The 14,345-nt window shown below is 65.8% G+C and carries 12 protein-coding genes; 9 read left to right on the top strand and 3 right to left on the bottom strand.

Features of this window, described 5'->3' with window-relative positions; all coding sequences use genetic code 11:
* The first annotated feature begins 13 nt into the window (after positions 1–13).
* The 3 genes from AAF481_05970 to AAF481_05960 are packed head-to-tail and all read left to right on the top strand — an operon-like array spanning position 14 to position 2,554.
* Positions 14–736, top strand: coding sequence for a DNA alkylation repair protein (locus tag AAF481_05970; GenBank protein MEM7480699.1), 723 nt, complete (start codon positions 14–16; stop codon positions 734–736).
* 25 nt (positions 737–761) lie between these two features.
* Positions 762–2,168, top strand: a complete 1,407-nt coding sequence (locus AAF481_05965) for an ankyrin repeat domain-containing protein (GenBank protein MEM7480698.1) — start codon at positions 762–764, stop codon at positions 2,166–2,168.
* The gene (locus AAF481_05960) at positions 2,165–2,554 is read left to right on the top strand and encodes a S4 domain-containing protein (GenBank protein MEM7480697.1); all 390 of its coding nucleotides are present in this window, start codon (positions 2,165–2,167) and stop codon (positions 2,552–2,554) included. Before AAF481_05965 ends, AAF481_05960 begins: the two co-directional genes overlap by 4 nt.
* Positions 2,555–2,713: 159 nt before the next feature.
* On the opposite strand, the gene AAF481_05955 is transcribed toward AAF481_05960, so the two are convergent.
* The 3 genes from AAF481_05955 to dinB all read right to left on the bottom strand — a co-directional run bounded on the left by AAF481_05955 (position 2,714) and on the right by dinB (position 5,951).
* Positions 2,714–3,844, bottom strand: coding sequence for an AI-2E family transporter (locus AAF481_05955; protein MEM7480696.1), 1,131 nt, complete (start codon positions 3,842–3,844; stop codon positions 2,714–2,716).
* A gap of 301 nt (positions 3,845–4,145) precedes the next feature.
* Positions 4,146–4,847, bottom strand: coding sequence for an urease accessory protein (locus AAF481_05950; GenBank protein ID MEM7480695.1), 702 nt, complete (start codon positions 4,845–4,847; stop codon positions 4,146–4,148).
* 27 nt (positions 4,848–4,874) lie between these two features.
* A complete protein-coding gene (gene dinB / locus AAF481_05945) occupies positions 4,875–5,951 on the bottom strand; it encodes a DNA polymerase IV (protein ID MEM7480694.1) in 1,077 nt (358 codons plus the stop codon).
* Positions 5,952–6,066: 115 nt separating this feature from the next.
* On the opposite strand from dinB, the gene AAF481_05940 reads away from it, so the two are divergent.
* From AAF481_05940 to AAF481_05915, 6 genes are all read left to right on the top strand, one after another.
* On the top strand, positions 6,067–6,621 hold the full coding sequence (locus tag AAF481_05940) for a hypothetical protein (protein MEM7480693.1): 555 nt from the start codon (positions 6,067–6,069) through the stop codon (positions 6,619–6,621).
* 75 nt (positions 6,622–6,696) lie between these two features.
* On the top strand, positions 6,697–7,677 hold the full coding sequence (locus AAF481_05935) for a hypothetical protein (protein MEM7480692.1): 981 nt from the start codon (positions 6,697–6,699) through the stop codon (positions 7,675–7,677).
* A gap of 121 nt (positions 7,678–7,798) precedes the next feature.
* Positions 7,799–11,266, top strand: coding sequence for a tetratricopeptide repeat protein (locus tag AAF481_05930; GenBank protein MEM7480691.1), 3,468 nt, complete (start codon positions 7,799–7,801; stop codon positions 11,264–11,266).
* Positions 11,267–11,323: 57 nt separating this feature from the next.
* On the top strand, positions 11,324–11,614 hold the full coding sequence (locus AAF481_05925; GenBank protein MEM7480690.1) for a hypothetical protein: 291 nt from the start codon (positions 11,324–11,326) through the stop codon (positions 11,612–11,614).
* A gap of 129 nt (positions 11,615–11,743) precedes the next feature.
* Positions 11,744–12,625, top strand: coding sequence for a serine/threonine-protein kinase (locus AAF481_05920; protein ID MEM7480689.1), 882 nt, complete (start codon positions 11,744–11,746; stop codon positions 12,623–12,625).
* Between the two features lie 284 nt (positions 12,626–12,909).
* On the top strand, positions 12,910–13,710 hold the full coding sequence (locus AAF481_05915) for an EAL domain-containing protein (GenBank protein ID MEM7480688.1): 801 nt from the start codon (positions 12,910–12,912) through the stop codon (positions 13,708–13,710).
* Positions 13,711–14,345: the final 635 nt, after the last annotated feature.

Genomic DNA, 14,345 nt, shown 5'->3' with positions numbered 1-14,345 from the left:
GAAAGGCATCCCCTTGAATTTCGATCAAGCCCTGAAGCAGCTAGAAGCCGCCGGCACCGCCCAGAACCGCAAGGTCTACGCGCGCCACGGCGTCAAGGATCCGCAGTTCGGGGTGAGCCTCGCCCACCTCGGCAAGCTCACCAGGGCCATCGGCACCAATCAGGAGATCGCCGACAAGCTGTGGGCGACCGGCAACCACGACGCCCAAGTCCTCGCCACCATGGTGGCGGATCCTCAACGCTTCGGTCTGCGGGACCTCGACGGCCTGTGCCGGAAGATCGGCAATTATGTCCTCGCCGACGCCTTCTCCAAGCTGGTCGCCCGCTCGCCCCACGCCCGGCGCAAGGCGGAAGTGTGGACCCGCTCGAAGAGCGATTTCGTCGGCCAGGTGGGATTCAACGTGCTGGCGGGTCTCGCCCTTTCCGTCCCGCAGGACGATCCGGACCTGGACGACGCCTACTTCGAAGGCCACCTGGTGAAGATCGAAGAAGAGATCCACCAACGTCCCAATCGCACCCGCCACGCCATGAACCAAGCGCTGATCGCGATCGGCGTGCGCAACCCGAACCTCACCACCAAAGCGCTGGCAGCGGCCGGCCGGATCGGCGGCGTGGACGTCGACCACGGCGAGACGAGCTGCAAGACACCAAACGCCTCGGACTACATCCGCAAGACCCTGGAGTATCGCCGCGCGAAAGCCCGCAAGAAGAAAACGAAGGCCAGGGCCCGCTCCTGAGTCGAGAACCGAAGACCGCCTGGGCATGAACGTCGACCCGCTCCCCCACCCGCAACCTGCAGCCGGGAAGCCGGCCCAACCCGCGGCCTGCGCCAACTGCGAAGCCGCTTTGGACGGCCCCTTTTGCGCCGCCTGCGGTCAACGGCACCGCACCGAGCGCCTGTCCCTCGGCTCCCTCTTTGCCGAGTTCGTCCAGCGCTTGTTCAACCTCGACCGGGGCTTCCTTGGCACCGCCAAAGCGTTGACCGTAGCGCCCGGCACGACGATCCGCCAGTACCTCGCCGGCCGGCGGCGGCAGGTGCTCAATCCCTTCACCTACCTGGTCCTTGCCACGGCGATCAGCCTGATCTTCCACCGGCTGTCGAGCCGCTTCGCGGACGTCGGCATCGAAGCATCGCTCTTCGCCCAGGAGGGCATCCCGCCGGCGGCTCAGGTCTTCTTCGCGAGATTCGTCGAATGGACTTTCGACCACAGCCTGTGGATCACCCTGGCGATGGCCATTCCCTTTACCCTGGCCTGCCAGCTCCTCTTTCGGCGCCACCGGCTGCATGTGGCGGAGACGGCGGTTTTCGCCCTCTTCGCCTTCGGCCACGTTCAGCTCCTCGGGTCGCTCATCTACCTGCCCTCGTTCGTCCTACCGGCAGAGATCTGGAACTTCCGCCAGGTGTCCCAAGGCAGTATTGTCGTGCTGATCGGTTACCTGGTGGTGGCAGTGGTCGCCTTCTACGGTCGCTCCTTAGGCACCATCATCAAAGCGCTCGTCGCCGCCGGAGCGGCCTGGGGCTCGATTTTCTCAGCCATCGCGGTGGGGATCGGGATCTTCATCAGCTTGAATCCGCATCTGTTGGCGGACACCACCGAGGACAACCTGCTGGCGGCGGTGGCCTCGAAGCAGCCGGAGGTCGTCGCCACCTTTCTTGCCGAGGGGGCGACCCCCAACGCCGAACGGCGCCAGACCGCCCTGCGCCTGGCATTGGAGTCGGATTCCATGGAGATCGCCCGCATGCTGCTCGCAGCCGGCGCTGATCCGGAGAGTCGCGACGGGAGCAGCCGCAGCCCGCTGCAGTACGCCATCGCGGCCCGGCGTCCGGAGTGGATGAAGTTGCTGCTGGCGCACGGCGCCGACCCGGAGCGCCGCGACCAGGACGGCAGCACGGCCCTGATGCTGGCGTCCGCAAGCAGCGTCCGGCTGGTCGAGCCCCTGCTCGCCGCCGGCGCGGAGGTCGACGCCCAGCGGGACGCTCCCCTCGCCACCGCCCTGATGATCGCCGCCAACATCGGGAGTCCCAAACGGGTGGACGCCTTGCTCGCCGCCGGCGCCGATCCACGGATCGTCGGCAGCGAGGGCCAGAACGCCCTAGACGTGGCCCATTCCAGGGTCAAAGAACCCCTGGCGACGGCCCTTGCCGAGATGAAAGACTCGCCTCCATGAACAACCCACCGGAGAGCGTACGGGTGGACAAGTGGCTGCAGGTGGCGCGCATGTTCAAGAGCCGCAGCCAGGCCACCCGCGCCTGTACCCTCCACCGGGTGCGGGTCAACGGCAACTCGACCAAACCCCACCGGCTCCTCCAGATCGGCGACACCATCGAGGTGGAAAAAGGCGACTGGACGCGCATCCTGGTGGTCAAGGAACTGGCCGACAAGCCAGTCGCCAAAGCTCTGGCGCGGGAACTCTACGAGGACCAAAGCCCGCCCCCACCCCCCTCCGACCCCATCGCCCGCGCCATGCGCCGACCGGCCGTCCAACGAGAAGCCGGCGCCGGCCGGCCCACCAAGCGGGAGAGACGGCAAACCGACCGACTGCGAGGTCGGTGAGCCCGTAGCTCACAAAGTTCGAAGCGAGCGAGTGCAGGCGCCCGTAGCCGCAGGGACTTTGGCCCCGGAGCACCGCAGGTGCACTGGTAGTTCGTCGAGGAGCGGAAGGGCCAAGTTACGCAGCGGACGCGGGTGCATGTGCTCGCGCAGCCGAACTTTCTACACCAGCTCTTGGATGTACTTCTCACGCAGCAGTCGCCAGAAGACGACGAGGAAAGCCGTCAGCGGGATGGCGAGGATCATGCCCATGATGCCGCCGAGGGCGGAGCCCCAGAAGAACACCGCTACGATGATCACCATCGGGTGCAACCCGGTGCGATCGCCCATCACCTTGGGGGTCAGTACATAGCCTTCGATCATCTGCACCGCCGTGAAGACCGCGATCACCAGGGCCACCAGTACCCAACCACCGCCATTCTGGAAGAGCGCCAGCGGCAATGCGACGCCCAAACCGACGATGCTGCCGAGGTAGGGAATGATGTTGAGGAACCCCAGGGCGAGGCCGAGGACGAAGCCGTACTTGAGGCCGATGAGCGAAAAGCCGATGGCGAAGAGCAGGCCCTGCAGGAAAGCGACGATCAACTGGCCGCGGAAGAAGGCCACGATGATGCTGACGAACTCGCGCACCAGATACACCAGGTCGCGGCGGGTTTCGGCCTTAAGGAAGGGAAGGTGGTTCTCCAGTTTGCCCAGGTTGTCCGCCTCGGCCATTAGGAAAAAGGCAAAGTAGACCGGCAAGACCGCCCACCCGAGGGCCGCACCGACGCCGCGCAGCAGGATGCCGCCGGCGGAGAGGGCCTTGTCGCCGAAGACCTGGACACCGTGCATCAGCGAGCCCTCCTGACCTTCGAGGGCCGCTCGGATCCGCTGCCCCCAGGGATTCTCGTTGAAGAACTGCGCCACCCGCGGAACGCGCTCCTTGATGGAGGCCAGCTGGCCGGACCACCACTCCGGGAAGCCGGCGATGAGGTCCGTCACTTGGTGGACGATCAAAGCGCCAAAAATCCACAGAAATCCCACGATCGGCAGAAGGATCGAGAGAAACACCACCGCCACCGCCAGGATCGGCGGCAGCTTCGCGCGGTCCCGCAACCATTCGAACCAGGGGTTGAACACCAGCGCCGCCACCCCGGCCACCGCCAGCGGCAAGAGTACGTTGGAGAACCGCTGTACGAAGGTGCCCAAGAGCCACAGGAGGGCCGCGACGGCCGCCAAAATCACCACCGCCGCCAAAATCGTGACCGCGGCGGACACCGCCGTCTGCTGACGCTCACTCAAGGAAAAAGGCATGGCACCTCCCACGTTGGATCGATCCGTCGTGTTTCGTGAACACTACCCAGCTAGCAGGTTGCTGAAAAATGCCTTCGGCCTATCATTTCAGCTGCCCTGCTAGCTCTATTCTTGAGGGGGCTGGGCGCCCCCTCGCCTGAAAACCCAGATTTTCAGGCTCACCCCGTCCCCGGCGCCTCCGGCGCCGCCTCGCCTTTCAGGCTCGGAGCGCGCTGACGGGACCAGAGGTACTCCTAGCACCCTACTAGAGCACTGGGCAAGTACGCGAGCGGAAGATCGGCCTGGCCCTTTCTCAGGCTCCCTACCAACCTCCGATCTGAGCCGCCAGGACCCACAGGCCGAGGGCGATGGTCGCCAGCCCGAGGGCACCTTCGAGGCCGTTGGCCAGGCCCGCCAGGCGCCGGTGCGAGAAGCGGAAGGGCGCCGCTATCACCGCCGACAGCACCGCCATCCCGGCCACTGAACCGACGCCGAAGAGGACGATGTACCAGATGCCCAACCAGGGCGTGCCGACGGTGCCGACGGCGAGCAGCAAGAGACCCGCCGAGCCGGCCAAGCCATGTACCAGCCCGATGGCGAGGGCGCGGTGGGGAAAGCCCTCCGGATGCGGATGTTCGTGGTCCTCCGGATCGTGCACCTCGCCCACTTCGTGGCGGTGCGCGTGGACGTGCGATACGCCGTCCTTATGGCGGTGCACATGGATGTGCACCCGCTGCCGGCGCAGCCGCCACAGCACCTCGACCCCGAGAGCCACCAGCATCACCCCGACGGCGCCCTCGAACATCCGTTCGAGATGTTCCGGCACCCTCACTCCGAGAAGCAGGCAGATGCCGCCGACCAGCAGCAGCGTCAAGGTGTGGCCCACGCCCCACACGGCGCCCCGCAGGACGGTACTCCCCAAGCTGCGTCTGCCGGTCGCCAGGCTCGCCACCGCCGCCAGGTGGTCTGCCTCCAGGGCGTGGCGCAGTCCGATGAGGAATCCGAAGAAGAGAATTGAAGTCATGACGCTCTGGGGGTTGGTGCAGGGAGATTATCCATCGAAAAGCGAAAGCTGGGACGGATCGCCTGCTGCCAACTTCGAGGCCCCCACCCCGAGGAGCCGGACGGGCCGCTGCGCCGCTTCGGTGCGGCGCAGCAGGTCCGTGGCGTGCCAGCGGATGACCTCCTCATCGGCGGTGGGCAGCCCCAGGGTGCGAGAGCGGGTGACCGTCGAGAAGTCCTGGTACCGCACCTTCAGGGTGACCGTGGCGGCCAACAGCTCGCGTTTCGCCAGTCCCTTCGCCACCTGCGCCGCCAGCCGGCCGATCTCCGCGTCCATCTGCTCCAGCGTCTCCAGGTCCTGGGCGTAGGTGTTCTCGCTCGACAGACTCTTGCGTTCCCGGTGGGTGGTGACGGGCCGGTGGTCGATTCCCCGGGAAAAGCGCCACAGAGCCTCACCCCAGCGGCCGAAGCGGGCGCCCAGCAAGTCTTTCGACAGGGCGCGCAGATCTGCGATGGTCTCCACCCCGAGCTGCTTCAGGGAGCGTTCCGTCGCCGGCCCCACGCCGTGCAGGCGGCGGGCAGCGAGGGGGCCGAGAAATTCCGCCACCCGCTCCGGCCGCACCACCGTCAGGCCGTCGGGCTTGTCGTGGTCCGAGGCGATTTTGGCCACCAGCTTGTTCGGTCCGACCCCCACCGAGACGGTCAGTCTTCGTTCCTCCGCCACCCGCCGGCGGATCTCCTTCGCCACCGCCGTGGCACTGCCCCAGGGTTCGAGGTGATCCGTTACGTCGAGAAACGCCTCGTCGATCGAGACCGCCTGCACCAGCGGAGTAAATTGGCGAAGAATTTCGAAGACCTGCTGCGATTCGGCGCGGTAGCGAGGAAAGTCCGGGCGGATGAATACCGCTTGCGGACACAGTCGGACGGCGCGCGCCGCCGGCATCGCGGAGCGCACCCCGAAACGGCGAATCTCGTAGCTCGCCGCCGCCACCACCCCGCGACCGGAAGGATTCCCGCCGATCGCCACCGGCAGACCGGCCAGGGAAGGGTCGTCCCGCACATGGACGGCGGCATAGAAACAGTCCATATCGCAATGCAGGATGCGACGAATCGGCGGCGTTTCCACCACCTCAGCCTACCGCGGAGATATACAATCGAGCCGATCGGTGTTTTGCTTGATTTTCTATGAACGGGAGCGCACGGCTGGGCGTTCTCGGAACTGGTGTCCGACCCCTGGAACGATGACCCTGACCCACGAGGCCTTCGACCACCTGCTGGACTTTCTCGGCCCCGACCGCGCCGCCGCCGGCAAGGCCTATGAAGACATTCGCGGCCGGCTGGTGCGCCTGTTTCAGTGGCGCGGCAGCCGCGATCCGGAAGAGCTGGCGGACGAGACCATCAACCGCGTGGCGGTCAAAATCGCGAGCGGCGTCGAAATCCGCTCGGAGGATCCCTTCCGCTACTTCTGCGGGGTCGCCCACTTGGTCTTCAAGGAGATCCTCCGGCGCCAGAAGCGCGACCGGGAAGTGATGGAGGACATTCGCCACGAACCGCTGCCGCCGGATCCGGAGGAGGACGACCCTCGCCTGGCGGATCTCCGGTCCTGCCTCGAAAAACTCGGTTCCGACCAGCACCAACTGATTCTCGAGTACCACCGCGGAGAGAAGGGCGAACGCATCCGTCGACGCCGACGGATTGCCGAGGAACTCGGCATTCCGATCAACGCACTGCGCATCCGAGTCCACCGTTTACGGCAGCGGGTAGAGCGCTGCGTCAAGAAAACTTCGGCGGTCTGATGAAACGAATTTCAGTCGTTCGACACTTCTGCATGAAGGCCCGCACGACAAGGGGCTCCATTGGAGGCTAGAAGGATGAACGACGCACTGAACTTGACCCAGTATCTCCTCGGCGAACTGCCGGAAGATGAACGAAATCGCCTGGAAGAGCGTCTACTCGCGGAACCGAAGCTCTTCGAACAGGCAGTGATCGCCGAAGGCGAACTGCACGACGCCTACGCCGCCGGTGAGCTGACACCGGAGCAGCGTCACGCTTTCGAGAATCGGCTCCTGCGCTCCTCCGAGCAACAGGATCGCCAGGAATTCGCGCGCCTTCTCCGCCAGGTGGCCGGCGAAACCGGCGGCGATCGGGCCACCGCTCCGCCACCACCCGCCCGGGTAATCGGCGGCGCCCGCCGTTTCGGAGGCTTCGAGCGCGTTTTTGCCCCGCTGGCCGCCGCCGCGGCAGTGGCCTTGTTGATCGCCGGCAGCGTCTTCTTCCAGCGCAGTCAGGTGCTCGAAGACCGCCTGGCGCAGGTCGAGGACGAACGTACCGCCTGGGTGGATGAGCGAGAAGCGCTGCTGTCGCGCGAGGCCGGTTCCCGGTCGGATTTGGCTGGCGAGCGGGCGGCCGCTCAGGAAGCTCAAGAAGCCCTTCGGAAGGAACTCGAGCGCACCCAGGGCCAGGTGCGGGAACTCGAAAGTCAACTCGCGAAGCGCCGTACCCGGCCACCGCGCCGGGCGTCCTTCGTCCTCGCCGCGGCGCTGCGTTCCTCCGTCGGCCCGCGAGAACTGGCCCTGCCGGCGGATGCGGAAGACATCGAGCTGACGCTCGAAACCGGCGCCTTCGAGGACTTCTCCAGCTACGTGGCCGTGATGTTCGGTCCGGACGGCGCCGAACGCTGGAGCCGAGCGGGGATCGAAGGCGCGACCGGCGACGGCGGCACCACCGTCACCCTCGACATTCCCGCCGACCTCTTCTCCGCCGGCAGCCACGAGGTGCTTCTCCACGGCCGCTCTCAGGGCGCCGAGGCGGAGCTGGTCGGCAACTTTGAGTTCCGCATCGTCAATCCCTAGGCGTCCGCGCGGTAGGACGGGCAGACGGCTGGTCGGCCCCGGGCTGTGAGTAGGTAGGCAAATCTCGCAACCTACCCGCAAGATTCGGTGAATTTTCCCCGCTATCCGTGGAAAATCGATCTTGGATCTCCCTTCCCGCACCGCTACACTCGAAGGCGGTCTCACCCACGACAACCACGGGGCGCTCAACCTGCAAGTGAAGTCGACCCTCTCAATCCTCCTCGCGTCGGTGGTCCTAGGGCTTCCGGTGATCATCGCCCAAGCGATGGTGGCAAGCGAAGATCCGTCGCCGCTTTCGACGCCGGTCGAGCGGCAGCTCACCGGGGGCAGTTCTCACGTCTACCGTCTCCATTCCACCGCCGAGCAGTTCCTGCACGTGCGAGCGGAACAGAAGGGCATTGACGTGGTGCTCTTTCTGCGACGGCTCTCGAACGGCCAGGAGGTCGCCCGCACCGACAGCCTCAACGGCTCGCAGGGCGAAGAGAACCTGCTGGCGCTGATCGAGACGTCCGGCGAATTCGAGCTGGTGGTGGCTTCCGAATACCCGGAGGACGCGGCCGGCTCCTACCGTCTGGAGCTGATCGAACACCGGCCGGAGAGGACCGACGACCGCTCCCGGGTGGACGCCGAGCGTTTGACCTTCGAGGCGGGCTCCCTGTGGGCCGCCGGCAGCCGCGAGAGCCGGCGGCAGGCCATCGAGCGCTTTGGCGAGACGCTCCTGCTGTGGCGCAAACTCGCCGATACCCGGCGCGAGGCCGAAGCCCAAACCAACATCGGCTACCTCCACCGCTCGCTGGGAGAAACCCGCGCCGAACTCGACCCCTACCGCAAAGCCCTCCTTCTGTGGCGCCGGGTGGGTGATCGAGAACGCGAAGCGGCCGTTCTCAACAGCTTGGCTACGGCCGCCAACAAAGCGGGCGAAGGAGACGAAGCCCTCGACCACGGGCACCGTGCAGCGGAGCTGTTTCGAGAGCTGGGAGACGCCCGCGGCGAGGGAACGGCCCTCAACACCCTGGGCAGCGTGCGGCTGAGTCAGGGCGATCTGGCGGTGGCGCGACGGCTCTTCGAGCGCTCCCTCGCCCTGCGCCGTCAAACGGGAGATCGCCGCGGTGAAGGGCGCACCCTCAACAACCTGGCCCGGGTCCTGCGCCAGCAGGGCGAATCCCGACAGGCGATCCGCCTGCTCGAAGAGGCATTGGAATTGGCCCGCGCCAACGGCGACCGGCTGGGCGAGACCGGCGCCCTCAACAACCTGGTGACCCTGCATAGTCTGTTGGGCGAAATGCGCCGCTCGCTCGACTTTTCTCACCAGGTGCTGGCGCAGGCGCGCAGCATGGGCAACCGGCGGGTTGAAGCCTTCGCGCTCAACAACATGGCCACCCTCCACCACCGCCTAGGCGAACCGCAGGAGGCAGTGGATCTGTACCGCCAAGCGGCGGAGCTGGCTCACCAGTTCGGCGACCGCGCCTTCGAAGCCAAGGCCCTGGACAACGTCGGCTGGGCCTACCTCGCCCTCGACGATGCCGAATCGGCCCGGCGCCACATGGAGCAGAGTCTCGAACTTCTCGCCCAGATCGACGCACCTCGCAAGCGGATCATCACCGAAGTCAATTTGAGCCACGCCCACTCGGCCCTCGGCGACACCGAGGCGGCCCTCGCCCTCGCCCGCAAAGCCCAGCAGGCGGCCCGGCAGCTCGGCGACACCTACGTCCAGGCGGTGGCGGACCTGCGCCTCGGTGAGGTCCTCCACGACGCCGGCCAGGCGGAAGCCGCCCTCGAGGTGCTGGAGACGGTGCGCTCCACAGTGCAGACAAGGGAATTCCGCCGCATCGAATCGGCCGTCCTCTTCCAGCTTGCCCGCACCGAGCGCAGCCTCGGCCGCCTGGAAGTGGCTCGAAGGCACATGGCCGAGAGCCTCGACCTGATCGACTCCCTACGAGCCACCGTCGCCGTGCACGATCTGCGAGCCTCCTTCCTGGCCTCCAAGACGAAGTTCTACCAGGCCTACATCGACTTGCTGATGGAGATGCACCTCCGAGAGCCCACCGCCGGCCACCACCTGGCCGCCCTGGAGGCCAACGAACGCGCCCGAGCACGCACCCTACTCGATGCCCTGGAAGAGATTCGAGGCGAGATTCGGCAAGGTCTCGACCCCGCTCTCTTAGAGCAGGAGAAAGCGCTGCGCATCCGCCTCAACGAGGCCGAGCGGCAGCGCATCGAAGCCCTCGCCGGCGGCGCAACGGAAGCGGAAATCCAGGGGATCAGCGGCCGCGTCCGCGACCTCCGGCTAGAGAACCGCGCCCTCGAAGAGCGCATCCGGAGCGGAAACCCGCACTACGCCTCCCTCACCCAACCGACGCCCCTCGCCGTACCGGACCTGCAGCGGTTGCTGGATGAGAAGACCGTTCTCCTGCAGTACGGCCTGGGGGAGGAGCGTAGCTTTCTGTGGACGGTCACCCAGGATCAGGTCGTCGCCCACCCCCTGCCAAGGGCCGCAATCCTGGAGGCCGAAGCGCGGCGGTTCTACGAACTCTTGACCGAGCCCAACCGTCCCGTGGCGGACGAGTCCGCCGCTGAGCGGGCGGCTCGCCTGGCCCGAGCCGAGGAGGATCTCCGTGCGGTGTCGGTGCGGCTTTCCGCCGCCCTCTTGGCGCCGGCGGGCCCACTCCTCGAACGCCGCCGCGTCGTGGTGGTAGCCGAGGGTGCACTGCTCTTCATCCCGTTCGCCGCCCTGCCGTTGCCGGTGACCGCCCCGGCTGCAAACACCCCAGATGCAACCGCCCCAGATACGACCACTCAAGAGCCGATGGTGGCGCGGCACGTCACCATCCACCTGCCGTCGGCCTCCGTGCTGGCAGGCCTACGGCGCGATGTCGCCGACCGACCCACCGCTACCGGCGAGCTGGCGGTAATCGCCGACCCGGTGTTTCGCGGCGACGACCGCCGGGTGCGCCAGGCTCAGCGGGCCGCCGAGCAGGCCACCCTGCGCTCCGGCGTTGGTGAACTCGAATTCCGGCGGCTTTACTTCTCACGCCAGGAGGCCGAGAAAATCGCGTCGCTGGTCCCGCAGGACGGCTTGCTCAAGGCCCTCGACTTCTCCGCCCGGCGGGAACTCGCTACCCAAGGCGGCCTCGCCGACTACCGCCGCATCCACCTGGCGACCCACGGCGTTCTCAACACCGAAGTGCCGGCCCTTTCGGGCCTGGTGATGTCCCTGGTCGACGAGAACGGAGAGAGCCAGGAAGGTTTTCTGCGGCTACACGACATCTACAACCTCGACCTGTCCGCCGACCTGGTGACCCTGAGCGCCTGCGAAACAGCCCTCGGCAAACACCTGCGCGGCGAAGGAATGATCGGTTTGACCCGCGGCTTCATGTATGCCGGCGCACCGCGCGTCGTCGCCAGTCTGTGGCAGGTCCAAGACCGCGCCACGGCAACCCTGATGGAGAACTTCTACCGCGCCATGCTGCAAGACGGCCAATCCCCGGCGGAAGCCCTACGCTGGGCACAGGCCGTACTCTGGCGATCGGAGCGATGGAGTTCCCCGTACTACTGGGCGCCCTTTGTGTTTCACGGCGAATGGCGTTGAGCCTTCGCCTTCAAAGCCGGCTTCGGTCGGTATCTTCAATGATGATAGGAGTTTGAGATGAGAGTAGACAATGGCACAACGGATCCCGTCGACTTCGATCAAACCGGGGGCGGCACCGATCCCGATCCCGAAGACGCCTACCTCGAGCATGAGAGCTACAAAGGACAGCTCGCCCCAGCCGGTCAGCCGGGCGACAGCCAAACCTTCACCCCGGTAGCCACCTTCCCCTACAACGTCCACTTCAACAAGACCGGCTCCAAGAACCCGCAGGCGGACTCCGGCCCGTTCACCGACCCCGACTCCACCGTCACCCTCAACGCCGACTGGACCGTCTCGATTTCCAAGTAGGGCCTTGATCTCAGGTTGACGAAGGCATCGCCGGCGGAGGCACTTCGCCGGCCTTCTTTTATTCACCGAACGACATGAAATGTTTCGCCGAGGCGGCGCACTCTCGACTAGAACGCCGAGAGAAGACCGATGCCCGCCTCAATCCACCACACCTCTGAGCCCCTTCTGCCGCGTACCGAGCGGATCGGCGGACCGCGATCCCTACCGGCTCCGCGCTCCTTCGGGACGGACTTCCGCTACCGCAACCTCGAGACCCTGGGCGAGGGGGGCATGGGCACGGTGTTCGACGCTTGGGATCCGGTCGAGCAGCGCACCGTCGCCCTCAAGTTCTTCCACTGCCCGGAGACCGATCCGGCGGAGGAGGCGCGCCTGCAAGGGCGGGTCGGTCGACCGTGGGTACCGGCGGCCTACGAGTCCGGCACCTACCGCGACCGACCGTACTTCGCCATGGAGCGCGTCGCCGGCGAACCGCTGCTGAAGATGCGTTCGCGGATGGGCCTGTCGGACAAACTGGAAGTCTTTCAGGCGATCTGCGAGTCGGTGGAAGCGATTCACCGCAGCGGCATCGTGCACTGCGACCTCAACCCGCGCAACCTGCTCATCGAGCGCCGGGGCAGCCAGTGGTACGCCCGAGTGATCGATTTCGGCATCGCCCTGGCGGAAGCGCCACGGGTGGCGCGCCCGATCATCGGATCCGCCTCCTTCATGGCACCGGAACAGGCCTTGGGCGAGATCGACGACATCGATCCGCGAACCGACATCTACGCCCTCGGCGCTACCCTCTACGCCACCCTGGCCGGCCGCCAACCCTTCCGCGCCGAAAGCTCCGCCGCCATCCTGAGCAAAGCGCTGATCGAAGAGCCGCCGCCGCTGGGAGAGATCCATCCCCACCTACCGGAGGACCTGGTGGCGGTGGTCGAGCGCGCCATGAGCAAAGAGCCGGCGGACCGCTTCGCCAGCGCCAAGGCCATGGCCAACGCCCTGGCCGACAACCACTGCGCCGTCCACTAGCAAGTCGGCTGAAACGGCGCTTCGCGCATGACTTCAGCCACCTTGCTAGTCTTCTCATAAGGGGGGCTAGGCGCCCGCACGCGGTCCGCCCCTCACCTGAAAAAACAAATCTCTTCAGGCTCACCCCGTCCACGGCGGCTCCGTCGGGGGCGCCTAGCCGCCGCCTCGCCCTCCGGGCTCAGTACAAGGTGCTGAAGAACTCTTCGGCACTCTGCGATCCGCTCCCAGAACAGGCACCGGGGCGAGGGCGAGAGAGATTTCTCCTCTGCTATGCTTTTAGATGCATGGATCCCATTGAACCGGCAGTCACCGCAGCGCCGCCCGACGACACGGAGCGCGCGACACCGCCTGGCCCGGCCAGCCCGACGGACGAGATCGAAGCACTCAACAAGCTGATCGAAGGGAAACTGCTGCGCATCGCCTTTCAGCCGATCGTCGAGATGCGCACCCGCAAGGTCTTCGCCTACGAAGCCCTGGCGCGCTCGCCCTTCCCGATCTTCGAGAGCCCGCAGCACCTCTACGCCGTCGCCGTGCGCGCCGGACGGGTGGGCGAGTTGGGGCGCATGCACCGCATCCAGGCCACCAAGATCTGCACCTCCTGGCCGCTGTTCCTGAACGTCAACCCCAACGAGTTCGACCAGGGTTGGCTGGTGCGGCCGGATGATCCGATCTTCTGGCACAAACACCAGGTGTACCTGGAAATCACTGAATCGGCGCCGCTCATCTACTTCGAGCAGTGCTACGGCGTGATCTCCGAGATCCGCAAAAAGCAGGTCAAGCTGGCCGTCGATGATTTCGGCGCCGGTTACTCCAACCTGCGCTACATCTCAGACTTGACCCCGGACATCGTCAAACTCGACCGCCAGCTCATCGCCGGCCTGCGCGAAGGCTCCCGCCTTTTCCGCCTGGTGTGCTCCATCGTCCGGCTGTGCAAAGAAATGGGCGCTCGGGTGGTCGCCGAAGGCATCGAAACCGTCGACGAACTCGCCGCCGTCGAGTCCGCCCGCGTCGACTTCGTCCAGGGCTTCCTCCTCGCCCGCCCGGGCCTGCCGCTGCCCGAGGCCACCTGGCCGGCGGCGTTGTAGAAGATCTCCTAGGCATCAGCCCCTCCCAAATTCGTCCTGTCGCAGACGTGCAGGGCTTCTTCCTGCGGGGTCCTGGATAGGCGCTGATGCCACCCGGGAGTCCAGCATCAGAACGAGTCAGGCCGTTGATCGATCCGATTACAAATTATATTATGATTCAATACGGTCAAAGTGAAAATTCTGTAGTGCAGACAAACTTCTTCGCCTGCTCGAGGGAATCCCGATGTCCTGTCAGGCAGACTTCTACACTCTCCCCGCCGACGCCTGCTTCGAATTCGTGTTTGCCTGCTACGACTACGGATTTCACCTATGCTGCTTGGTGCTAGACGACTTTCCCAGCGACTTCTGAGGATTCGAACAGGTCGGTTGTTGCAGCTGACCCTGATCCTATGGCTTGGCTTCAGTTCGATTCTGGCGGTCAGTGGACAAAGTGGAATCTCTAGCAATCCCGAAGGCTCGATCGATGGCAAGATGGCCACCGAAGTTTGGCCGGCTATCCTGCTCCCCTCCGAGTCTGGTCCACCGATAAGACATCGAGATCGACCGTCGTCGAGGCTGTGGAAACTGTGGGAAACGCGCAGCGTTTTCCAAGTGGCGGTGGGAATCGCAGAGCGATTTCCACGGGCACGGCAGTT

The organism is Acidobacteriota bacterium (genome assembly GCA_039030395.1).
Lineage (GTDB): Bacteria > Acidobacteriota > Thermoanaerobaculia > Multivoradales > JBCCEF01 > JBCCEF01.
Note: the sequence above shows the minus strand (reverse complement) of the source record. Positions and strands in the feature narration are given on the sequence as shown.